The organism is Streptomyces sp. NPDC002499 (assembly GCF_053595415.1).
Genome location: NZ_JBSFXO010000003.1, coordinates 443857 through 466683, shown reverse-complemented (window position 1 = coordinate 466683; position 22827 = coordinate 443857). Strand labels below are relative to the sequence as shown.

General features: G+C 66.8%; 19 protein-coding genes and 6 pseudogenes. 12 read left to right on the top strand and 13 right to left on the bottom strand.

Going from position 1 to position 22827, the window contains the following annotated elements:
* Positions 1 to 44: 44 nt before the first annotated feature.
* Positions 45 to 656, bottom strand: coding sequence for an SLATT domain-containing protein (locus ACWD5F_RS10085; protein WP_451252870.1), 612 nt, complete (start codon positions 654 to 656; stop codon positions 45 to 47).
* Positions 657 to 1293: 637 nt separating this feature from the next.
* Between ACWD5F_RS10085 and ACWD5F_RS10080 the strand changes: the two genes are divergently transcribed.
* From ACWD5F_RS10080 to ACWD5F_RS10055, 6 genes are all read left to right on the top strand, one after another.
* Positions 1294 to 3312, top strand: coding sequence for an RICIN domain-containing protein (locus ACWD5F_RS10080; RefSeq protein WP_451252868.1), 2019 nt, complete (start codon positions 1294 to 1296; stop codon positions 3310 to 3312).
* A gap of 418 nt (positions 3313 to 3730) precedes the next feature.
* Entirely contained in the window at positions 3731 to 3901 is a 171-nt protein-coding gene (locus ACWD5F_RS10075) for a hydrophobic protein (protein WP_365736791.1), read from the top strand.
* A 117-nt stretch (positions 3902 to 4018) separates the two neighbouring features.
* Positions 4019 to 4372: a PRC-barrel domain containing protein gene (locus ACWD5F_RS10070; protein WP_451252866.1), complete on the top strand. Its 354-nt coding sequence runs from the start codon at positions 4019 to 4021 to the stop codon at positions 4370 to 4372.
* 256 nt (positions 4373 to 4628) lie between these two features.
* The gene (locus ACWD5F_RS10065) at positions 4629 to 5468 is read left to right on the top strand and encodes an RNA polymerase sigma factor SigF (protein ID WP_451252864.1); all 840 of its coding nucleotides are present in this window, start codon (positions 4629 to 4631) and stop codon (positions 5466 to 5468) included.
* A 310-nt stretch (positions 5469 to 5778) separates the two neighbouring features.
* Positions 5779 to 5994 (top strand): hypothetical protein, encoded by a 216-nt coding sequence (locus ACWD5F_RS10060; protein ID WP_451252862.1) that lies wholly within the window; start codon positions 5779 to 5781, stop codon positions 5992 to 5994.
* 119 nt (positions 5995 to 6113) lie between these two features.
* Positions 6114 to 6539 (top strand): SRPBCC family protein, encoded by a 426-nt coding sequence (locus tag ACWD5F_RS10055; RefSeq protein ID WP_451252861.1) that lies wholly within the window; start codon positions 6114 to 6116, stop codon positions 6537 to 6539.
* A 265-nt stretch (positions 6540 to 6804) separates the two neighbouring features.
* Here the strand turns inward: ACWD5F_RS10055 and ACWD5F_RS10050 are convergent, their stop codons facing one another.
* From ACWD5F_RS10050 to ACWD5F_RS10040, 3 genes are all read right to left on the bottom strand, one after another.
* Positions 6805 to 7029, bottom strand: coding sequence for a hypothetical protein (locus ACWD5F_RS10050; RefSeq protein WP_451252859.1), 225 nt, complete (start codon positions 7027 to 7029; stop codon positions 6805 to 6807).
* Positions 7030 to 8131: 1102 nt separating this feature from the next.
* On the bottom strand, positions 8132 to 8926 hold the full coding sequence (locus ACWD5F_RS10045) for an ArsR/SmtB family transcription factor (RefSeq protein WP_451252857.1): 795 nt from the start codon (positions 8924 to 8926) through the stop codon (positions 8132 to 8134).
* Between the two features lie 169 nt (positions 8927 to 9095).
* Positions 9096 to 9452, bottom strand: a complete 357-nt coding sequence (locus tag ACWD5F_RS10040) for a hypothetical protein (RefSeq protein ID WP_451252855.1) — start codon at positions 9450 to 9452, stop codon at positions 9096 to 9098.
* 48 nt (positions 9453 to 9500) lie between these two features.
* On the opposite strand from ACWD5F_RS10040, the pseudogene ACWD5F_RS10035 reads away from it, so the two are divergent.
* Positions 9501 to 9977, top strand: a pseudogene (locus ACWD5F_RS10035) (phospho-N-acetylmuramoyl-pentapeptide-transferase); the annotation flags it as partial.
* A gap of 72 nt (positions 9978 to 10049) precedes the next feature.
* Here the strand turns inward: ACWD5F_RS10035 and ACWD5F_RS10030 are convergent.
* From ACWD5F_RS10030 to ACWD5F_RS10015, 4 genes and pseudogenes are all read right to left on the bottom strand, one after another.
* Positions 10050 to 10703 (bottom strand): hypothetical protein, encoded by a 654-nt coding sequence (locus ACWD5F_RS10030; RefSeq protein WP_451252853.1) that lies wholly within the window; start codon positions 10701 to 10703, stop codon positions 10050 to 10052.
* Positions 10704 to 10752: 49 nt separating this feature from the next.
* The gene (locus ACWD5F_RS10025; RefSeq protein WP_451252851.1) at positions 10753 to 12957 is read right to left on the bottom strand and encodes a glycoside hydrolase domain-containing protein; all 2205 of its coding nucleotides are present in this window, start codon (positions 12955 to 12957) and stop codon (positions 10753 to 10755) included.
* 321 nt (positions 12958 to 13278) lie between these two features.
* Entirely contained in the window at positions 13279 to 13665 is a 387-nt protein-coding gene (locus ACWD5F_RS10020; protein WP_451252849.1) for a hypothetical protein, read from the bottom strand.
* A gap of 518 nt (positions 13666 to 14183) precedes the next feature.
* Positions 14184 to 14396, bottom strand: a pseudogene (locus ACWD5F_RS10015) (transposase); the annotation flags it as partial.
* Between the two features lie 279 nt (positions 14397 to 14675).
* Here ACWD5F_RS10015 and ACWD5F_RS10010 point away from each other — a divergent pair.
* The 4 genes and pseudogenes from ACWD5F_RS10010 to ACWD5F_RS09995 form a co-directional block, all read left to right on the top strand.
* A complete protein-coding gene (locus ACWD5F_RS10010) occupies positions 14676 to 14999 on the top strand; it encodes a hypothetical protein (RefSeq protein ID WP_451252847.1) in 324 nt (107 codons plus the stop codon).
* A 28-nt stretch (positions 15000 to 15027) separates the two neighbouring features.
* Positions 15028 to 16032 (top strand): TIGR03885 family FMN-dependent LLM class oxidoreductase, encoded by a 1005-nt coding sequence (locus ACWD5F_RS10005; protein WP_451252845.1) that lies wholly within the window; start codon positions 15028 to 15030, stop codon positions 16030 to 16032.
* Positions 16023 to 17723, top strand: coding sequence for an alpha-amylase family protein (locus tag ACWD5F_RS10000; protein WP_451252843.1), 1701 nt, complete (start codon positions 16023 to 16025; stop codon positions 17721 to 17723). The genes ACWD5F_RS10005 and ACWD5F_RS10000 overlap by 10 nt, the downstream gene beginning before the upstream one ends.
* A gap of 127 nt (positions 17724 to 17850) precedes the next feature.
* Positions 17851 to 17976, top strand: a pseudogene (locus ACWD5F_RS09995) (IS5 family transposase); the annotation flags it as partial.
* 920 nt (positions 17977 to 18896) lie between these two features.
* Here ACWD5F_RS09995 and ACWD5F_RS09990 read toward each other — a convergent pair.
* From ACWD5F_RS09990 to ACWD5F_RS09980, 3 genes and pseudogenes are all read right to left on the bottom strand, one after another.
* Positions 18897 to 19103: pseudogene (locus tag ACWD5F_RS09990) on the bottom strand (peptide-methionine (R)-S-oxide reductase); the annotation flags it as partial.
* Between the two features lie 791 nt (positions 19104 to 19894).
* On the bottom strand, positions 19895 to 20143 hold the full coding sequence (locus tag ACWD5F_RS09985) for a hypothetical protein (protein WP_451252841.1): 249 nt from the start codon (positions 20141 to 20143) through the stop codon (positions 19895 to 19897).
* Between the two features lie 36 nt (positions 20144 to 20179).
* A complete protein-coding gene (locus ACWD5F_RS09980; RefSeq protein ID WP_451252839.1) occupies positions 20180 to 20713 on the bottom strand; it encodes a hypothetical protein in 534 nt (177 codons plus the stop codon).
* Positions 20714 to 21071: 358 nt separating this feature from the next.
* Between ACWD5F_RS09980 and ACWD5F_RS09975 the strand changes: the two genes are divergently transcribed.
* Entirely contained in the window at positions 21072 to 21662 is a 591-nt protein-coding gene (locus tag ACWD5F_RS09975) for a hypothetical protein (protein WP_451252838.1), read from the top strand.
* A 25-nt stretch (positions 21663 to 21687) separates the two neighbouring features.
* Here the strand turns inward: ACWD5F_RS09975 and ACWD5F_RS09970 are convergent.
* Both ACWD5F_RS09970 and ACWD5F_RS09965 read right to left on the bottom strand, forming a co-directional pair.
* Positions 21688 to 22436, bottom strand: a pseudogene (locus tag ACWD5F_RS09970) (IS5 family transposase).
* Positions 22437 to 22595: 159 nt separating this feature from the next.
* Positions 22596 to 22814: pseudogene (locus ACWD5F_RS09965) on the bottom strand (peptide-methionine (R)-S-oxide reductase); the annotation flags it as partial.
* Positions 22815 to 22827: the final 13 nt, after the last annotated feature.

Sequence of the window (22827 nt, the reverse complement as noted above, 5' to 3'; positions counted from 1 at the left end):
GGCCGTGCGCTGTCGGCCGGGAACTGGACGGCGGGATCGACCGGTCAGCGTTCCGCCGGGGCACCGGCCTCCCGTGGCGCCGGCAATGCCGCGGACTGGTCCTGGAACTGCTGGAGTCCGGCCCGGAACTCGGTGCTCCAGTCGGCGGTCTCGGATTCGAGATGCCCACGGACCTTTCCGACCAACCCGCCGATCAGGCTCAGTCTGCGCTCGATCACCGCCTGCTCCGGCTCGCCCGTCGAGTCCCTCAACAACTCGGCCGACCAGGCCAGCCGGAACTCGTTCAACTCGCCGTGCAGCGCCTGCGCGGCGGTGATGTCACGCATCCAGGCCGTGGAGAGTCCGAAGAAGTAGTCGAAGCCCTTGCACCCCGCCGCCGCGGCCAGAAAGACATAGCCCCAGCTCTGGATGTCCGCGTCCGCGGCCGCGCCGACCAGCGGGATCACGGTGCCGGTCGTCGCGAGCACGATCATCACGCCGCGGATGACGCGGGAGCCGAGCCGCTTGAGCCGCTTGTCCTCCAGGTACCAGTCCATGGCGTCCTCGGCCTCCTGCTCGACCCAGGCCCGCAGGGACTCGACCGACTTCAGCCGCTCGGCCGACGTACCCGTGGTCAGCGCAGGAAAGGCCCGGCCCCGCAGATCTCTCCTGCGCACCCGCCCACCACCGCTCGCGACAGCCGCTGCACTCCCCGTCAACTCACCCTCCCCAGCAGGGTCTTTGCGTAGGAGGGTAACCGAAGGGCCCCCGGCCGCGACCTGATGGTTCACCCCTCCGGGAGTCGGGCCCCGACACCTTCTCCGGTCGACGGGTCTCCCCTCCGTTCACGTCGCCGGGCGCACCGCCGCTGATACGCCCCCAGGCGCACTCGGGGGTGCCGTTGTAGCGCAGTTCCACCGTGCGGCCGAAGACGGTGGTCGACCTGGCGGTCCAGGCGCCCGCGGAGTTGGGCTCGGTGCCGTCGCCGCACGAGGTGTTGTTCTCCGCGCCGGCCAGGGTGCCGCCGATCTCCGGGTAGTCGCCGCAGGACGGCACATCCTCTAGGACTCACCGCGGGGCGGGGAGATCCGGGCGATACCGAGGCACCACACCTGATACGCCCGTTGCGACGCGAGGGTTGACGGTGCTTCAGCGCCCCCTCTAAGTTCACGACTTGTAAAAAGCCGTGAACACCCGTGTTACCCCCAACTGATCGCCCAGCCCAGTCGCTTCAGCCTCCCGGCGTCGGACGAGCGAGTCTCACCGGCTCTCACCGAGCGGCAGGCGACATCCCCCACCCGATCAGGAGTTTCCGTGCCTCTGAGACACCCCCACTGGTGGCGACCGCGCTCCCGGACCGCCACTCCCGTGGTGCGCAGCCGTCGGGCCACGCTCGCGCTGACGGCGACGGCGGTCGGCGCGCTGCTGGCACCCGTCGCTCTGACCACAGTGAACGCACCGTCGGCCCAAGCGGCCGGCGCTCCCGTTCAGGTGTACTTCAGCTCGGAGTCGACGGCTTCGGGATTCGGCCCGGCCAACGCGAACTGGTTCACCAACCCGGCGACGGGTCTCGCCTCCACCCCGTACCAGTTGTCGCGGCAGTCCGACCTCACCGCGGTCACCGCCTCGGGCACGGCCACCATCACCGCTGACACGGCCACCCGTTACCAGTCCGTCCTGGGTGTCGGCTCCTCGCTGGAGGAGTCCACGATCTACAACCTGTCCCGGATGAGTGCCTCCGCGCGTACCGCCGCACTCCGCAAGCTCGTCGACCCGGTCAACGGCGCCGGGTTCAACATCGCCCGGATCCCGCTGGGTTCGAGCGACTTCACCTCGCGGCAGTTCTACACCTACGACGACGGCGCCGCCGACCCGAGCCTGTCGCGGTTCTCCATCCAGAAGGACATCGACTACAAGATCATCTCGGTCCTCAAGGAAGCGAAGGCGATCAACCCCAACCTGCTGCTGTTCGGCAGTGTGTGGAGCCCCCCGGCCTGGATGAAGAACAACAACAGCCTGATCGGCGGCACGCTCCCCGACGCGAACATCCCCGTGCTCGCCACCTACTTGCGCAAGGCCGTCACCGCCTACGCGGGCCAGGGACTGCCGTTGTACGCCGTCACGATGCAGAACGAACCGCTGTTCTCGCCCCCGGACTACCCGGGCATGACGCTCACCGCCGACCAGGAACGCAGGGTCGCCACCGCGCTGCGCACCGAGCTGAACGGCAACGGCGCCTCGGCGACCAAGATCTGGGCCTTCGACCACAACTTCGGCGACGGCCCGTCCTACACCGCCGGAGTCCTCGGCAACCCCGGCTCACCCAGCAGCGCGTTCAACTCGGTCGACGGCGTCGCCTTCCACGACTACGGCGGGGATCCGTCCTCCATGGGACAGGTCAAGTCGAGCTACCCGACCAAGGACGTGGCCATGACCGAGCGCGCCGTGTGGGGCACCGCCGGCGCGGACCGGATCGTCCAGTACTTCCGCAACCAGTCGATCATGTACCAGGACTGGGTCACCATGCTCGACCAGAACCGCAGCCCCGAGCAGTGGTCCGGCGCACCCGACCCGACCATGTTCATCCAGTCGCCGAGCAACCCGGACACGTACTGGGCACTGCCCGAGTACTACATCGTCGGCCAGTTCTCGAAGTTCATCGCACGCGGCGCCACCCGGGTCCAGACGAACAACGGCAACAGCGGCAATGTCACCAACGTCGCCTTCCTCAACCCCGACGGCAGCCTGGTGACCGTCGTGGTCAACCAGACGGCTTCCAACCAGCCCTTCACCTTGCGCGCCGCCGGCCAACAGGTCAGCAGCACACTGCCCGCCAAGACGGTCGGCACCTACATCTGGCCCGACGTCGGCGGGGGCACCAGCGGACCTGTGGACTCGACGAAGTGGTACACGGTCACCAACTCCGGCAGCGGCAAGTGCGTTGACGACGCGGCCGGTTCGACCGCCAACGGCGCCGCCGTGCAGCAGTGGGCCTGCGTGTCCGGCAGCACCAACCAGCAGTGGCAGTTCCAGCCCACCGACAGTGGCTACTACAAGGTCGTCAGCCGCAACGCGGCCAACGCCGTCTGGGACGTCACCGGCGGGACGGGCGTCGGCAGCGGAGCGAAGATCCAGCTCTGGGCCTACGGCGGCGGTACGAATCAGCAGTGGAAGCCGGTCCCTGGGACAGGCGGCACGTACACCCTGACGCCACGCAGCAATCCCGCCCAGTGCCTGGACGTCACCGACGCCTCCACCGCCGACGGCGCCCGACTCCAGCAGTGGACCTGCACCGGCGGTACCGCCCAGTCCTTCACACTCACCCCTCAGTAGTCCCGTTCGTATCCGGACGGCACATGACGGCCGCGGCTCGGCGATCGAGCCGCGGCCGTCGTCGAATGATGCTCGCGTTTCCGGGCGGGGTGATCTCGTCGAGAGAGCCGTTGGTGATCAGCATCGGGACGGTGCTGTCGGGCAGCTTCTCCCAGGTGCCCTCGAAGGACTCGTACGCCTCTCCTGCCTGGTATTGGCCCGGCGGCCAACGGGCTGCCGGGACCGGGATCACGAGTGGTGCCCTACTTGGGCTTGATGGCGTCCTCGGCCTTCGCCTTCTCATCCGCAGCCACAACCACTCGCCCCTGCCTCTGTCGCACATACCTTTGGCGGCTCCGGGCCACCCAAGGAACACACAGAATCCCGCAGGAGTGAAGATCGATCGACGGGGCAATCGATGGATCGGAGGTTGATAACAATGGTTCCTATTCTTCTTGTTCTTCTGCTTGCTCTGATCCTCTTCGGTGCCGGTTTCGCACTCAAGGCCCTGTGGTGGATCGCCGTCATCGTGCTGGTCGTGTGGGTCCTGGGCTTTGTGATCCGCCCTGCGGCGAACGGTGGCAAGCGAGGCCGCTGGTACCGCTGGTAGGCGGGCATCCGGAATTCCGAAGGTCTGAAGCGGCGTCACCGAATGTGATGGTGTCTGCCCGACTTCACAGTTCACGTGCGGGCGCAACAAAGAATCTCAATGAGGGAGCCGTTCCTTATGAGTGACAACATCTGGGGCTACCAGCCGATCACCGGCCACACCACGGGCACCGACCTGATCGGATACACGGTCGAGGCGACCGATGGCAGCATCGGCAAGGTCGACAAGTACTCGGACGACGTCGCCTCCTCCTACCTTGTCGTCGACACCGGCGTGTGGATCTTCGGCATGCACGTCCTGCTGCCCGCCGGAACCGTGAAGTCGGTCGACCCGGCTGAGCGCAAGATCTACGTCGGCCTCACGAAGGACCAGATCCGGGAGTCCCCCGAGTTCGACAAGGACAAGCACATCGGCGACGCCGGCTACCACGAGCAGGTAGCCGACTACTACGAGACCCAGCGAGTCATCTGACCTCGCACCAGCCCAGAAGTGGGGCGGGCCGGAGACACTCCGGCCCGCCCCACTTCCGTGGATCACCACCGACCCGCACCCGACCACCAGGCATCCCGCCCCCAGCCCCACCGCGGCCCGCTACTCCGCACCGACGGCAGCGACACACCCGCTCTGAAATCACCTGGTATGCATTCTGCGAACCTGGGTAACCCGATCACTGTCGGTGGACAAGGAACCGGCGACACGGAGTCTGGATCACGCGGAGGGGCCTGACATGACGGTGACGAAGACGGCAGAGGCGCAGACCGTGGTGCTGCCGGAGATCGCGGACCCTTCGCAGGTCGCTCCCAAGGACGCCCGTCAGCTGACCAGGCTGTTCCTCGACCAGCTCGGCATCCTCGAAGAGGGCACGGCCGAGTACCAGTACGCGCGCAACACGCTCATCGAAATGAACGTCACGCTCGTCCGATACGCGGCTTCGCGGTTCCGCAGCCGTGACCAGGACGAGATGGAGGACATCGTCCAGGTCGGCACGATCGGGCTGATCAAGGCCATCGACCGGTTCGAGCTCACCCGCGAAGTCGAGTTCACCTCCTTCGCCATCCCCTACATCACCGGCGAGATCAAGCGCTTCTTCCGCGACACCTCCTGGGCCGTCCACGTCCCCCGCCGCCTCCAGGAAGCACGCGTCCAACTCGCCAAAGCCAACGAAGAGCTCCGCAGCCGGCTCGGCCGTATGCCCACCACCAAGGAACTCTCCCAGCTGATGTGCCTCAGCGAGGAAGAGGTCATCGAAGCGCGCCTCGCCTCCAACGGCTACAACTCCGCCTCCCTCGACGCCACCATCGGCTCCAGCGACGACGGCGAAGCCGCGCTGGCCGACTTCATCGGCCTCGACGACAAGGCCCTCGAACTCGTCGAGGACTTCAACGCCCTGGCCCCCCTGATCGCCGAACTCGACGATCGCGAACGGCGCATCATCCACATGCGGTTCGTCGACGAACTCACCCAGGCCCAGATCGGCGAACACCTCGGCGTCTCCCAGATGCACGTCTCCCGCCTCATCTCCCGCACCCTCGCGAAACTCCGCGCAGGCATGCTCGCCACCGACTGACCACCCCGACCCGCAGCTCGGAGTCACGCGTTGGAGAGTTTCACGCACTCCACGCCGCTTCCGGGCCTCCGCCCGCCACGGTGAGCGCCGGGGTACGTCCGATCTTCGGAGTGGACATCGCCGCCCCGGCGTTCCACACCGCGAAGGCTTCTCTGTGCCTGCGCACGCCGGTCCGCGGTGGTGAGCACGTGACGGAACCGCGCCTGCGCACGACGCTTCTACCTCACCGCCGCCATCGGCCGCTTCACCCAGCCCGACCGAAACCGCCTGCCAGTTCACACTCGGATTCTTCCCGCCAAAGCAGGCAACCATGAACAGATTCGGTAGAGCGACCTACGGCTCTCAGACCGCCATGCGCAGAAATGCCCTGCCGACCTATGCGCTCTCCGTGGTCCTGGTGCTCGTCGGCATCGCCATGATCCTGAGCGGCAACACAAAAGGGTGGATCTGCATAGGACTTGCCGTGGTCTACACCGCCTTCGTTTTCATCGCGACCCGGATAAAGGCGAGCAGACCACAGCGGTAGATCTGCTGGTGACCAGCCGTGAGCCGGGGACGCTCAACGACGACGCATGTGCAGTTTCATCCCGGGTAGCAGGAATTCACTGCCCTTCCGGAAGAAGCCCCTGTGTGAGGAGTCGTCAAGTGTCCGCCTCTCTAGTCGAAACTGTCGATATTCAGGCCCCTGTGTCCGTCGCATGGGCACTCTGGAGTGACGTCACCAGGTGGCCGACCTTTCTGAGCCACGTGCGTCGTGTCGACAGGCTGGACGGACAACGTTTCGCCTGGCAATTGAAACTCCCCGGCGCCGAAAAGAACTTCGTCGCGGAACTCACCGAGGTGATCCCCGAGGACCGGATCGCCTGGCACACCGTGGACGGTGTCGATCACGCCGGGGTGGTCACCTTCCACCACCTCAGCGACACGACCAGCCGAGTCACCTTGCAGATCGAGTACGACCCGAAGGGGTTCATCGAACACCTCGGCGCGCTCACCAATCTGGACTCCACGCTCGCCAACTACGACCTGGGCGAGTTCCAGAAACTGGCTGAGACGACGACAGCACCCTGACCGGGCGCCCCGTGCACCTTCGACCCCCTTCAAGTACGCCGGGCCAGAGTGGCAGGAGGTCTTGCCGACGAGCCTCTGTGCGCCAGCAGGAGCTACTGATCGCCCCGCAGATAGCGGGTAACCATGTCCACCAGTTCGTTCTCGAACATCTCGACCGGGATGGTCCGCGGGTAGGTCATGAGCTCGTACGTGTTCGACTGCACGGCGGCCGACACCACGGAACGCGAGACCGTGGACCCTCTGGTTGCGCATGTGACGGCCGGACTCAGCCCTCATCCTCGGGCAGGTGGAAGTACACGGTCCCCGAGCGCCAGGGGCCGTGCTCGGTCATCTCCGACTCGATCACCACATCCTGAATCTCGGCGGGGCCCAATGCCTCGATGGCATCGGCCAGCCGCCGCCGCAGCGCCGGAACGCTGTCGCAGCCCGGGCCGGCGGGGTTGGCCTGCGAGAAATGGCGCACGGCCCAATGCGTCGGAGTATCAGTCACGGACAGATCGTAAGACCGGCCACCGCCTGGTCAGCAGGCGATGGTCGCGCCGAGCCACTCAGCCTGCCGGGCGGACGAGAGTGTGATCGACCGGGCTCCCGATACTGCTGGGTCGCTGATTCAAGAGACCAGGGCCGCCACGCCCACCACCACGAACGAGAGGCCGGCCAGGAGGAGCGGGCCCAGCAGCAGGATGGGCACGGCACCGAACACCAACCATCCCGTCGTGCCACCGCCGACCTGGGCGGTCGCGGGGTGTGCGGGATCGTAGGTGATCTCGGCCCGCTCGCCGCCCGCCGTGGAGGTCGTGAGCTCACGTCGTTCGCCCTGGCCGTCGACGTACGCGTAGGTGTACTGCTTGACACCGTCGGACCAATGGGACCCGCTTCAGGCGTCCCTCCACCGTGATGCCCCGGGTACGTATTCCCCAGGCTTCCCGGACCGACTTCCATCCGACGTGCACGCCGAACCCGCCGCCGGCGATCGCCTCAGGAGCTGCCACCCAGAGGAGAACAGGGACCACCCCGGCGCCTGTGACAATCAGCAGGACGAGCACCAACACATAGGCGCTCCCCAGGCCCCACCACAGCTGCCGGGCCCGGTTCGGCACCGCCCGCGCCAGTGGCTCCTCGGTCACAAGCCCCGCCCCGTCCGTCCGCAGTTCGGCGGTGTCCCGTACGGCTCACGGCCCGTCAGTACGACGGTCAGCCGTCGGCCCTTGGGACCGTGGACGTCGATCCGTTGTACCGCCGCCACTGGTATCCGGCGCCGTACGCCGTCCGCCGCGGAGCAATACCACCCCGTCCTGCAGCCGGACAGAGCTACCGCGTCTGCCATGCAGTATCAGCGAGGACGTCCCGGTTGAAGTCACGCGGGCACATTGGCGTTGGGACACTCTGGCCCGGCACTGCGAAGGCTGCACGGTACGCGATCTCCTCGCCCGCCACCCCGACGTCCACGTCCGTGACCGCGACACCGCGGCCGAACTGATCGTGCTCACCACTGCGCCAGAACGCATCCCGCGATCCGGCGCACCGCCGGGGTATCGCAAGCGACGTTCCCGCTTCGGCACCGGCAGCGGCCCAGCCGCCGACCGGCCAGGTCAGACCTTCTCCAGGATCGTCTTCAGCTCCGACAGCATCATGGTCCAGCCGTCGCTGACGCCTTCGAGCATCTTGGACTCGGCCGACGCGAAGCCGCCGTGGGTGATCGTCAGCTTCACGCCCAGCTCCGGGTCCTCGGCCGGCTCGATGTCGAACGCGACTGTTGAGCGCTCCTTGACCGCCTCGGTGAACTCCTCGTCGCTCATGCCGAACATCTCCTGGTGCATCGGCTGCAGCGTGTGCCAGGTGTAGGCGAGCCGCTTTCCGGGCTCCGACTCGGTGACGACCTGGCCGAGGTCCTGCGGCGCGCCACCCTCCTCGACCGGCCACAGGACCTTCGAGCCGGCCTTCCAGTCGGAGGACGGAGCCCAGTCGCCGTGGTACTGCTTCAGGAACTCCGGGCTGGTCAGCCCCTCCCAGAGCCGGTCGGGCGTGGTGTGGATGTAGATCGTGTAGACGAACTCGGGCTTGCTCATCGCCGTCCCTTCCAGGGCGTTCTTCAGGTTGCTGAGCGCGGCCATCCGGCCTCGCTCGTACTGGCCGATCCAGCGGTCGGAGATCTCGTGGATGGGCACGGGGTTGAGGTAGTGGAGCCGCTCCCGGCCGTGCCGGACCGTGGAGACCAGGCCCGCTTCCTCCAGCACCGCCACGTGCTTCGACACGGCCTGCCGCGACATCTCCAGTCCTGCGCACAGCTCGCGCAGGCTCTGCCCCGACCGCTCGTTCAGCCGGTCGAGCAGCCGTCTGCGACTCGCGTCCGCGAGCGCTTTGAAGACCTCGTCCGTGGCATTCACCGCCCTCCTCATCAGATTGGCAACCATTTGGTTGCCTGTCAAACTCGAGGGGCGGGGGAAGCGACGGCCGATTGATCGGGCGATCGACGCGTCCGGGGCCGTCACCAGCTGCATCGTCAGCCGAGATTCCTGCGCGACGCCCTCCGCTCCACCCATCCGGCCGTTGCGCTCAGCGCCGCCGACAAGAGGCTCCGGGCGTCCGGTCCCGTGCCTCTGTCGGCCCGGTGGTCTTGGCCGTCCTCCTCAACACGGAGGAAGGACACAGGAGTTCGGTGAGATCCGCGTACCGCTCGCGGGACCGCAGAAGGTGGTGGACCGCGGCACGAACAATGGACTCGGACCGCTGCGCCAATCTTGACGCCGCCTGCCTCAACGGAATGCCGTCCAGGTCGGTGCTGCGCAGTTCGTCGAGGAGGTCCGGATCGAACAGCCACGGGCGCCGACAGCCGGCAAGGAAGCGGATGTTCTCCAGCTCGATCGCGGAAGGTTCGCTCCGTACCTCGTAGTGCCACTGGCGTTCCGCCATCGCCTGCCGAGTCCACGCCAAGGCCGAAGCGACCTCCGGGTTCTCCAACCGGCGCGGCTGTCTTTCGTCACCGACTTCGGCTGGACCATCGGACCGGCGCTGTTCGTCGCGTGGGCGCTGTTCATGATCCTGGCCATGTCGAACGGGGTGAACCTGGCAGACGGTCTGGACGGTCTGGCCGCCGGTGCCTCGGTCATGGTCTTCGGCGGGTACACGTTCATCGGGCTGTGGCAGTTCCAGGAATCGTGCGCCAACGCGATGACGATGCTTCACCCCGCGTCCTGTATCGAGGTCCGCGACCCGCGCGACCTCGCCGTCGCCGCGTCGGCCCTCATGAGGTCCTGCTTCGGCTTCCTGTGATGGAACACGTCGCCCGCCGAGATCTTCATGGGTGACACCGGCTCACTCGCGCTGGGCGGCGCCCTGGCCGGATAGGCCATCTGCTCGCGCACCCAACTGCTACTCGCCCTGCTGGGCGGCCTGTTCGTCCTGATCACCCTGTCCGTGGTCATCATTGGTTTGTTCTACTCGGGATGACGTGGACCACCGGGCGGACCGCTGAGGGCCGGCTGGAGCAGCAGCTCCGCTGTGTCCGTGTCAGGCGCCCAGTGCGAGCGTCCCCGCGCCTTGGCCGGGGTTGTCCTCCCAGCCGCGGATCCTGGCCGCGAGCCGCTTCAGGCGCGGGTCCGAGGGCGGTACGTCGATCTGGAAGTGGGACTCGTTCGGGCGGCGGAAGTCCCCTCCCCAGGCGACCACGTCCTGGCACTCCGTGAGGATGTCGCGGACGGCGGCCAGTTGGTGGGGGAAGAGACCGCCCCTGGCGCCGTCCGGGTACCAGGTGGGGCGGATCGCGACCGCGGTCCCCGAGGCGTGGTTGGTCGCGTAGCCCTTGAGAGTGCCGTCCGCCGGGCGGAAACCGATCACCTCGCCGTGGACGAGTGTGTCGACCTCGTAGTGGTAGCGGCGGATGACATGGACGAGCACGGTGGCCGCGGCACCGATGCGCAGGGCCACGGAGACCGAACTGCCCGGGACCTGGCGGGTCCAGATGCCTCCCGAGACGTCGGTCTGCGACTCCATCGGCCAGCCGTTGGCACTTGTGGGGAGGGCAGGCGGGCCCTCCTCGGCGGACCGTGCGGACGCGGACGCCGGGGAGGGAGCCACGAACGTCGCCAGGCCGGCCGCTGCGGTCAGGCCGAGTCCGGTGCGCAGTACGCGACGACGTGGCGGATGCGGGGATGAAAGGGTCATGCCGGTCCCGTCTGAGAGTGAGAGGTGCGATGGGTGGCGATCCGTGCCGTCACAGGCCACGCAGGGGCGCGTTGTACTTCTCGAACACCCGGTGCAGACCGAGCATCGCGGTGCCGTAGTCCTGGGCTCGTCCCTCGGTGCCGTTGTAGCGGGCCAGCGTGAGCCGGGTCTGCTCCTCACTGGTGAACATGGACGGCTGGGGTACGCCGACGTCGGCCGCCCCCTCGATCAGAACCGCGGGCAGCGTACTGACGTTGTAGTTGTTGTCGTTGTGCAGTTTCTGCCAGACGTTCCACAGGTCGCTCTCGTTGGCGGCGTCCATGATGGTGCCGCCGATCAGACCGGCCCGGATGCAGTGGTTGCGTCCGCGGATGGCGGTGGCGGCGAAGATCTGCGCGAGGCCGGTGCTGGCGTCGTTCTTGGGGCTCAGTCCGGTCCCGTCGTAGTGATCGATGACCGCTTCGTCGCCAATGACGTCCAGGCTGTTGTACATCCGCATCTCCCACAGCAGCGGGCTCTGGATGATGGCCTTGCGCATGCGGAAGGTGCGTGCGAGCTGGGTGACCAGCCCGTCGAAGCTCATCAGAATGTCGAAGGCCTGCGTGGTCGACCGGTACGTGAGCACCTGGGCGCCCTGGTTCCCGCCCTCCTCCGGCACACCCATGGTGTTGAGGAGATACGACTGGACATCCGCGAGCAGGGAGTTCCGCCGGGACATGTCCATGTTGACGTCCAGGTCCGCGGTGATCTGCTCGGGGTTGTAGGTGTTCTGGCCGGCGTCACGCCCGGACACGATGTTGTTGTCGATCTCGATGAGGCCGCTGCCCGCTCCCACCGAGATCGTGGAGATCTGGTCGAAGGCCCAGTCGTTGGGCAGCGGATAGCCGAGGTTCCCGGAGAACCCGGTGGACATGTCGCAGACGAAACTGGCCGAGGTGTAACCCGCGGCGGCGACACGGCTGCATACGTTGCGGGGTCCGTAGATGCCCGCCAGGTACCCCTGGCCGTGCTCGTCGACGACGTCCCGGATCGCTCGGAAGTGCGGAAGGATGTTGTCGGTGACCTCGTAGTCGAGCGCGTCGAAGTCGACCGCGAAGTAGATACGTGTGCCGGGTCTGAAGCCGTAGTGCTTGGCTCGCTCGATGGCGGCGAATGCGTCGGCGATTCCCTGCTCGCGGCGGAAGTAGGCGGCCTCCCCGCCCCAGGTCTGGTAGATCGGGAAGCAGTTCAGACCGTAGGCGGCCATCCGGCCCAGCTCGCCGGACTTGATGTTCTTGTCGAGTGAGGAGTTGGGGACGTTGGACAGATACCGGCCGACGATCTGGTAGCCCGCGTCCCTGAGTGCCGCCGCCCGTGCGTCGGTGACCTCGGTGACACAGTCGGCCGCGGTCCCCCTGCGGGTGGCGTCACCGGTGGACACCAGCAGCGAGGCCCAGGTCTGGAAGTCCCCTCGGCCGGTGACCGGGAGCTTCGCGAAGTTCTGGAAGCTGCGCACCCGTGTCGCCAGGTCGGCGTCGAAGTGACTGTCGAAGAACACCCCGCCGCGCTTGTTGAAGATCATGGCTGCGGTGAAGAGGCTCACCCATGTCCCCGACGAGCCCTCCGAGAGGGGGTTGTTCCTGATTCCCTGCTGGGTGCCGGGGCCGAAGACCCCGTTCGCCACGTCGTCACTCATGCCGATCTCGAACTGGATCGCGAACATCAGTGCCTTCTGCACATCTCGCGAGAAGTGACCGTCGCACGGCACGACGAAGAAGTTGCGGCGGCCGACATAGCGGCCGTTCATCCACTGCTGCACCGCACGGGTCAGCTCGCTGCCGCCCTCGACGACGACGTAGGCGTCCATGGTGAGCAGCGCCTTGAACACCTTGGGCACCACACCGTCCGCGAAGACGCCGTCGACGCCCATGTTCTGCGTCAACTCGCGGACAGACGCTGCCACGGAGCCGTTGTAGGTGCCGTCGATGCCACCACCGTCGTAGCCCTTGCAGTACAGCGCGGACTGCAGCACCTTGAGGATCTTCTCGTGCTGGGTACTCGTGTTGATGACGGGATGGCGGGACTGGAGGGTGGCGAGCGTCGTCGGACCGAAGCTGTCGGACAGGGAGCTGATGCCCAACTCGTACTGGAGCGCCCGGGTCAGCGCGAACATGACGGGCCAGCCGGTGCGTCCGTTCTCGTCGACCTTCGGGATTCCGGCCACGTTGTAGGAGTTGATGAACTTCTGTGCCTCGATGACCATCTGGTCGGCCACGCTGTGTCCTTTCACGGGCTCCTGCGCGGGTGCTCCGCCAGGCGCGGGCGTCGGCTGCCACCGGGTGGTACAGACGACGGGTGGTCGGCTCCGCCGCGGGTCGAGCGGGCGCGCGGTCTCCGGTGCGGGCGGGAACGGGGGTCGGACGGGTCGGCCGGATCAGCAGCCCGTCGAACCCGCCGTCACGGACAGGGAACGGGCAACACCCCCGTGGCCGGCCCGTTCCGCCGTCGCCCAAGACATCCGTCCGGGCCTTGTCGCCCGGCACACCGGCAGTCGCTCGCCAACTGCCCTGTATCGGCCGGGTCCTGCGACGGCGTGTCAGCAGAGCGGGACGCCGTCGATCCAGTTGGTGGTGTTGTCGATGTAGTAGCTGGCCATGTAGCCGCGGTGGCCACTCGCGGTGAGGACCCACACCCAGTAGGGGTTGCCGCCGACGTTCTGCGCGCCCTCCTGCTGGCAGTACACATACACCTGGGCCGGGTTGCTCACCGTGGTCTGCACGTCCGGGCAGTTGGCGGACGACGGGTACAGGTAGCACTGCTCCCCGCCGCCGGCACGGACATTGACACCGGAGGCCCATACTCCGTAGAAGCCCTCGCCATGACCGGTCGCGTGCGCGGCGCCCGCCGCACCGACGACGAGGCCGGCGGTGGCGACGACGGTGGAGGCCGTTGCCACGGCGGCGGCCTTCAGGGAACGGATCATGTGTGTCTTCTCCTTGGGTGTTGACGGTCGGTTCGGGCACGCCGGCCACACCGGGCAGCACGCATCACATGCGAGATGGCGATTGCGGCGAGCATGCGCCGCCGGTGCAGACGAGACGGTCACCAAGTGCCGTTCTGGACATACGGGTTGACGGCCCGGAACTGATCAGGTGCCGTCAGCGAAGGACCGGGTCCAGCGATCCGGCCACCGCTGTGGACACGGCAGACCTCATGAGTTCCCCTCGTCTCAGAAGCAACGGCGTTGACCTGCAACCGGCGACATGGACAGACCCTAGCCAGACAGCGGGCGTCGAGGTCCTGACACATGTCAGGGCAACCGTGTCCGAGAAGCCCCACCTGTGAACTGCATCGCGGCATGTCCCGTCAGGTGGTGCGCACATCCCGAACAACGCACTCCCGTCGGGGACTTCGCGGTGGGCACGGGGTCCGAAACACCGCGCCAGTGCTACTCGACTCGTCGGGCGACAGCGGCCCGGTAGGACGTCAACGGGCGGGTTACTCCCACCGGATCCCGGTATGCGACACGTACAGAATCCCGCGCAGCGCCTCCCGGTCCGGCAACGCCTTGCGGCCCGGATACCCAAACCTGCGTGCGCGCTGCGGCAGCAACGGCTCCAGGCGGTCCCACAGCTCACCCGACACGATCCACGGCGATGTCCCCACACCCGACCGAACGCTCAACTTGCGTCGCCGATGGTGATACGGATCCACCCGATTGAACGCTGACTCCAACTCATGCGCCCAATCAGCAACTTCACCAGACGTCGGTAAGGCCGCCCGCCCGTATATGAATCGTAGCAACGGGTTGCTCCTTCAGGAGATCATGGATGGAATCGCACCGAAGTGCTCGCGGGTTGCCGCCGAGAAAGCCTGCGCGGAGCAGGCATGCCATCGCCGTAGCTGTCGATCTGCGCGCTCCCCCATCCACCGCCGGCTGCGGCGCGGTGACGTCGTATCGGTGCGGCTCTTCCGCAGTGAGCTGGTGATGCCGTGCGCCATTGCCGTTCGTGGTCGGAGGAGCTTGATCGGCGGGAGGCCGCCGCGTGGGAGGAGTTCGCCGAACTGCGGGACCGGATCGAGGGTTTGGCCTGGCGTCTCGCTGAGCGGGAGGACGTGTTCTCCCGGTTGGAGATCACGCGGGAGAGGATGACCGAGATCCTGTCCGGTGACGAGACGGTCATGGTTGCCGGGGCGGGCGAGGCGGAGACGGAGGAGCCCCGGTTGCCGTCAGGATCGCCGGTCGGGGTGCGGCTGGTGCGGTTGCTGCCGCAGCGCGCACGCGGTTTCGGGGACGTCCGGCCGCTTCTCCGCTGAGGGTCCCTCCCGGGGGTACTCGCGCGGCATGACTGTCTATGGATTACACGCCTCGCACGAACAGGTCCCGCCCGCGGATCTGCTCGACGCCGTCGTGCACGCGGAACGTGCGGGCTTCACCGCCGCCATGTGCTCGGACCACTTCTCGCCGTGGAGCGTCCGTCAGGGGGAGTCCGGGTTCGCCTGGTCGTGGCTCGGCGCCGCCCTCCAGGCCACCGACCGGTTGCCGTTCGGTGTGGTGAACGCGCCCGGCCAGCGCTACCACCCCGCGATCGTCGCCCAGGCGGTCGCCAGTCTCGCGGCCATGTATCCGGCCAGGTTCTGGGTGGCGCTCGGCACCGGCGAGGCCTCCAACGAGCACATCACAGGGGCGGGCTGGCCCCGCAAGGACGTCCGCACCGCGCGGCTGCGCGAGTGCGTCGACGTCATCCGGGCACTGCTGCGGGGCGAGGAGGTCAGCCACGACGGCCTGGTGACCGTGGACCGGGCCCGGCTGTGGACGCTGCCGCCCGACGTACCGCCGCTGATCGGAGCCGCGTGCAGCACGGCGACCGCGGCCTGGTGCGCCGAGTGGGCGGACGGCCTGATCACGGTCAACGCTCCGCGTCAACAGCTGCGCGAGATCGTGGACGCGTACCGCGACGCCGGCGGCCGTGGGCCGCTGTACCTCCAGGCGCACCTGAGCTGGGCGCCCGGCGAGGACGAGGCCCGTGCGCTGGCGTACGACCAATGGCGCACCAACGTGCACGGGCCCCCGGCCAGTTGGGACCTCGACTCCGCGGAACTGTTCGACGTCGTCAGTGAGCACGTCACCCCCGAGCAGGTGGCGCGCTCGGTCAACATCTCGTCCGACCTGGGCCGGCACACCGCCTGGCTGCAGGAGTACACCGAACTCGGCTTCGACGCGGTGATGCTGCATCACGTGGGCCGTGAACAGGGCCCGTTCATCGACGCGTTCGGGGCCGAGGTACTGCCTCGACTCGACGTCACCCGCCCGCTTCCCGCCACGGTGAAGGAGTTCCGATGCGTCTGACCCGTACGTCCGACCTGTGGTGGAAGAACGCGGTGGTGTACTGCCTGGACGTCGAGACGTACCAGGACGGCAACGGCGACGGGATCGGCGACTTCGCGGGCCTCACGCAGCGCATCGACCATCTGGAGCGTCTCGGCGTGACCTGCGTGTGGCTGATGCCCTTCTATCCGACGCGGGAGCGCGACGACGGGTACGACATCACGGACTTCTACGGTGTCGACCCCCGCCTGGGCACCCTCGGTGACTTCACCGAGTTCGCCCGCACCGCCAAGGACCGCGGCATCCGTGTGATCGCCGACCTCGTCGTCAATCACACCTCCGAGGACCACCCCTGGTTCAAGGACGCCCGGTCCGGCCGGGACTCCGCCCACCGCGACTGGTACGTCTGGGCGGACAAGCCCCCCGAGGACGGTCCCAAGGGTGTGGTCTTCCCCGATGCGGAGGACAGCCTGTGGGAGTACGACAAGGGCAGCGGCCAGTACTACCTGCACCGCTTCTACAAGCAGCAGCCCGACCTCAACGTCGCCAACCCCGCGGTCCGCGACGAGATAGCCCGCGTCATGGGGTTCTGGACACAGCTCGGGCTGTCCGGTTTCCGGGTCGACGCCGTGCCCTTCCTGCTGGAGACGGACGGGCAGGCCGACGCCGGGGCACTGCCGGACCCGCACGAGTACCTCGCCGACCTGCGCGCCTTCCTCGGCCGCCGCAACGGTGAGGCAGTGCTGCTCAGCGAGGTCAATCTGCCCTACGACGACACCGCCCGCTTCTTCGGCGACCCCGGCTCGGGCCGCGGCGACGAGCTCACCATGTGTTTCGACTTCATCGCCATGCAGCAGATGTACCTGTCGATGGCGCGCGAGGACGCCGGGCCGCTGGCCGCCGCGCTGCGGGACCGCCCCGCAGCCCCGCGAGACGCCCACTGGGCCACGTTCGTGCGCAACCACGACGAACTCACCCTCGACAAGCTGAGCGACGCCGAACGGGCCGAGGTGTTCGCGTCCTTCGGCCCGGACAAGAACATGCAGCTCTACGACCGGGGACTGCGTCGCAGGCTGCCGCCCATGGTCGAGGGCGACCGGCGCCGCATCGAACTCGCCTACAGCCTGCTGTTCACCCTGCCCGGTACGCCCGTGCTCTTCTACGGCGAGGAACTCGGCATGGGGGAGAACCTGGCCGCCGAGGGACGCCAAGCCGTACGGACGCCCATGCAATGGACCCCGGAGGCGGGCGCCGGCTTCTCCGAGGCCGGCCCGGACGCCTTCCCCAACCCGCTGGCCGACGGCGCGTTCGGACCCCGGAACGTCAACGTGTACGAGCAGAGTCGCGACCCGGGCTCGCTGCTCAGCCGCATGCGGCTGTTCATCGAGCGCTACCGGGAGGCTCCCGAGCTGGCCTGGGGCGACCACCGCCTCGTGGACACCGGGGAGCGAGCCGTCCTGGCGCACATCACCTGCACCACCGACGGGGCTGTCCTGGCAATGCACAACTTCGCGGGCGGGCCGGTCACCGTACGGCTACGGCTGCCCGAGGCCGGGCCCGGCGGGAGGCTCATGGATCTGCTCGACGAAGGGCACGCCGGTCTCACGGTGGACGACGACGGCCTGCTCCGCGTCGAACTGCCCGCCTACGGCTATCGGTGGCTGCGCGTCGGCACCTCGGCCGACGACCCCGCAAGGGTCGCCTCCGACTGACATCACGTCCGCCGGGTGAGCCTCCAGGTGCGGCCCTCCTCCGGGGAAGCCCTGAGCTGGTTGATCAAGTACGCCGGGCCAGAAGGACGAAGGCGATCGACCACCGCACGGTTCCTGTCCCAGCGACCTGCCGGACGCGCGCTGGGACCTGGCCGAGAGTGTCCTGACATCCTGGCGGGACCAGCGTCGCGCCCGGGCGCCGGACATCGGCCGACCACCCGATCACGACCTACGCCGGATCAACCACGCCATCCGGCCGGGAAACGGATCATCGGGCGCAAGCGCCACCACAGCTGCGAAACCCCCGACCTGCAGCTGACCGTCCGGGTCACCGCTGCCGACGTCTCCGACGAAGCCACCCTGAAGTGGCGCGGAACCTGACCCGGGACCGAACACGAATCACCCGACCAAACGCTCAGCGATTGCGTGCAGTCGCGGAAGCATGCGCCGCACAGGCTCTCCTGGGGGCCTGCAATACACGGCGACTCCTGGGCTCCTCCCACCATGACGACACGGACACCATCTGCCACGCGGTGCTTGAGTGAGGGACAGCCGATGCGGTCGGCCCGTTTCCTCGACACAGGGCACCGTCTCCTCGGCCGCGCTCGCGCTTCCGGGACGGGGTGCGAGCAGTGATTCTGCCCCGCCGTCCCGAGCCGGACGGACAGGGGCTGTCTTCCTCGACCGGGCGCACGCCGAGCATCAACTGCCCGTGTCCATTCCACCCGTGCCGCCCGACATCCTCAGTCGGCGAGGGAGTAGCGAACCGCGAGAACGGTCTCGGCTCCGACAAGCCGCAGGACCCGCGGAACCGGCTGCGACGGAGCCACGCGCCGGGCCGGTCCCGCAGTGACTGCGTTGCGGTCGGCAGGACGTTGATGCCGGTGGAGTCCATGACAGTTCCATCCGAACAGGTCCCGGACGTATTTGTGCACGTCGGTGACCAGTTCGCTGACCACTGGTTGTGAGGGTCAGAGCGTGGGCGGGGACGGACACGCCCTGATCCGTGCACGCGCCGACGAGGAAACCGGCCGCGAGCTTGCGCGCCTGGGCAACGCAGGAGCCCAGAGACGGCAACTGCCGGTGGTTTCTGCGGTGCCGGCCGGAGCCCGTCTCGTGCCCGGCCTTCCTGGCCGTTGCACGATCTCCAGGCTCCGAACCTGTTACACGGCGTCAGCCCTCGTCCGGCGTCAGTCGCAGCGAGATGCTGTTGATGCAGTACCGCTGATCGGTCGGCGTCGCGTACCCCTCGCCCTCGAAGACGTGCCCCAGGTGCGAACCGCAGCGGGCGCAGCGCACCTCGGTGCGGACCATTCCGTGCGTGCGGTCCTCGATCAGCTCCAACGCGTCGGTGTCCTTGGGGTCGAAGAAGGACGGCCGGGCGTCGTACTTCGTGTATGCACACTTCTTCCAGACAACGGACTCTCACGGAGTGGCCTGGCGGCACAGGCCGCACGACCGTGGCGGTCGAGCAAATCGGCCTCCGATGCCTCGACTCCACACTGTCGACGAGGCGTTATGCCACGCCTTCAGCGGAGTGGCAGACGCCGGGAGGCTATCCGAGTTGCGTGAATTTGGCCGAGAACAAGCAGCTCGGCGACCTTCCACGGTACGGCCGCCGCCGCACTCACCACTGGCAGATCACAAATTCGCCAGGTCGGACCCCTACTCACTGTCTTCTCACAGGTCAGGTAGAGACCACATGGCTTGCCTGTCGCACTTTCTCTCGTGGGCAGGCCGGGCGCTGTGCAGCACGGCGCCCCCGACACTTTGCGGGGCGTCCTCTGCCAGCAGATGAGGATTTCAGCCCTTCTCTGCCTCTCGCAGATTCGTGCCGGAGGGGGTGAACTCCAGCAAGCATCTGTCACTCTCCGCGATTGATATGGAGACGAGGACGAGTACTTCGCCGGTCACAGGCCCCTTGTCTGGAAGATTCGTGCGAGGCTCCTTCGGTCGCGAGGGCATCTCGGTGTCGTGGATAGAGAGCCTGGAGTCCGCCTTTGCTGACCCTGCCGTTGACGAGGCAGGGTCGGCAAATTCGCGCTGCGGCCGCCCAGCAGACGAGGGTCGTCTGCCCGTGGACATCAACTCCAGAAACAGCCCCCGGTGCTCGGCAGGCTGGCCCCGGGCAGCATGATCCGGGGCCAGAACGACCGGACATCAGTGATCTTCTAGTTGTTGTCGATGGCGTGGACCAGAGCCCAGACGAAGCCGTACAGGGTCAGCCCCAGGTAGATGGTGGCTGCCCAGGCCACTACACAACCCTGCTTGAAGCTGCGTTCCTCGACCTTCCGGAGACGCCAGACGTTGTAGACCACCGCAACGATCCCGAAGAGCAGGAACCCGGCCAAGAGCCACACATCGGAGAAGGTGACGTCGTCAGGTCCTATGACTTCTTTCGCGTAATAGCTGTGCGTCATGCCCTCTCCCGGTCAGCGGTCACGCAGGTCGAACGTCTACGTGCTTCCACCAGAAAAGGTCAGCCCGTAGCCAAATCCCAGACCGGCGTAGGCGTTGGGCCCGTCGCCCTCGGAGGCCGGTGCGCCTCCAGCGCATACAGCCAACGCGTCGGCAGCGCACACGCCGATGCTGCCTGCATTTTGGTGGTCGGGAGTGGCCGTGTTGAAGCCTACAGTGCTGTTGAGCCCCATTCCCTGTTTCTTGGTCCAGCCCACGCCTTCCCGGAACATGCGCCACGTGGACCAGTTGTTCTTGGCCGCGCTTTCCGGGCTCAGGTGAGGAAGGTTGATCGCTCCTCCGACGGCCCCGTAGCCGTTCTGGTAGGTGGCGCTTCCGCACAGGACTACCACGCAGATCTGGCCCTGGACGTAGACGTGTTCGTCGAGGAAGGAGAGGACCTTATCCATGGCGCCCTCTTCGTCCTTCTCGTCCGGAACATTCCGGCTGAGGTATTTGGACTGGAGCCGCCCAAGAGATTCCTGGCATGCCTGGTCGCAGTCGTTCGGCAGGGCCCACTTGGGTATGGCCAAGCACTGCGATATTTCATATCAGGTGGACCTGCGCCAGCTCGACGAGCCATCCCTCAGTAGGCGTTCCGCGGTACTCAGTATCAGACAAGGGATGGCGCTTGGCCGGTTTTCTACTGGCCTTCGCTGGTGCAGTGTCTGAGCCTGAGATCGACCCACGGCTGAAGTGGCGCCCCTATGGCTTGGATCGCATATGCACCGGCATAGCCGCTACCTCCGACATCTCTCTCCTCACCGCGATTCCTCCCTCGACCATGCATCCACCTTGGGGAGTCCAAGATCCGGATAACTCAAGCTTTCCGCAGTGAACCAGTAAGATCACTTGACCTCGCGCTGCACGGCTTCGTTCAGTCAGTTTGACATGGATCTGAACTCTCATTTCCTGACGTATGAACGCCCTCTCAATCAAACCTTGACAGGAAGTCTGAGCGACATGCTGATTTCATCCATGCGGCTCGGCGCCGCTGCCCTGCTCGCTTTTGGGGCGACCCTTTTCACAACTGGCATCTCCGTGGCGTCCGTCCAGGCCACTGACCAGACCACGAGCGCAGGCATTCACCGGGTAATTTACCCGGACGGAAGCTCAGGATATTTCAGCACCGTGCAGTCAGCTATATCTGCAGGAAACGCTAGAGGGGTATCTGTAGTGACTTTTTATGACTGGGTCAACTACAACTCGCAGGGCGACACCCTCACTTATGCGGTTCCGATTGACTGTACGCCATCGCTACGGGACAAGGATTACCAATATCCGTCACTTCCGAGTAGCTGGAATGATAGGATTAGTTCCGTCAGCACTCAGATCGGAACTGGGACGCACTGCGACGTTTGGTTCTCGGCTGACCAAAATTACGAGGGCGAGTGCGGGAATATGTGGATCGACAAGCACTGGGATCTCACGCAGGTACCCTACGGCTGCTACGACAAAGCTAGCTCGTTCGAACTCAGTTGACCCGCAGGCCAGACGCGAAGGATCGTCACTCTCTGTCCGTGGCACCCACCTGCGTCCCAGCTAACAACGGCTTACTCAGTGAGCCGAGTTGTCGGTGGGTGATGAGGCAGCAGGCGAGTTTGCGGAATGCTTCGTACATGTCGGCTCGCCGTTCCCAGCGGATCCGCAGACGCCGGAAGCCGTGCAGCCGGGCAATCGTGCACTCGACCACCCAGCGGGGTGTGCCCAGACCAGAGCCGTGTTCTACACCTCGGTCGGCGATGACCGGGCGGATGCCGCATTGCCGGAGCAGGCGACGGTACTTGTCGTGGTCGTAGGTGCGGTCGGCGAGCAGGGTATCGGGGCTGCGTCGGGGCCAGCCGACGACACCCGCCACCGACGGGATCTTGTCCAGCAGCGGCAGCAACTGCGTGATGTCGTTGCGGTTTCCGCCGGTCAGCGACAGCCAGAGCGGGATGCCCTAGGCGTCGGTGACGACGTTGCGCCCGGCCGCGCGCGGTCGACCGGGCTGGGTCCGCTTTGGGGCCTCGCCGGGCCGCCCTGACACGGGAGGAATCGATCACCGCCCACGACCGGTCCAGCTTCTTCGCCACCCGCAGGTTCTCCAGCAACACAACGTGCAGTTCGTCCCACACGCCGGCTTCGCAGGCGAGGCCGGCATCCACAAGGCGGCAGTCCTGCGCTACTTCGAGTCCCGCGAGGCGGTGTTTCTGGTGCTGACGGCGGGCGCCTGGCAGGAGTGGGCAACCGACGTGGAAGAGGCCCCGCCAGCACCGGTCGGCCCGTAGGAGATCGCCGCCGTACTCGCACGCACCCTTGCGACCCGCCCGCTCTTCGGCGCAGCCATCGTCCCGAAAATCACCAGCTCACGCGGCACGCGACCCTACAGATGCTTTCGGTGCCCCGCCCAGGTCTCGAACCGGCGGTCCCGCGTCAACCCTCGTCAGGCGTCAGCCGCAGCGAGATGCTGTTGATGCAATACCGCTGATCGGTCGGGGTCGCATACCCTCCCCCCCCCTCGAACAGATGCCCAAGATGCGACCCGCACCGAGCGCACCGCACCTCCGTCCGCACCATTCCGTGCGACCGGTCCGCCACAAGTTCCACCGCATCGCTATTGCGTGCATCGAAGAACGACGGCCAGCCGGCGTGCTTCGTGCATGCA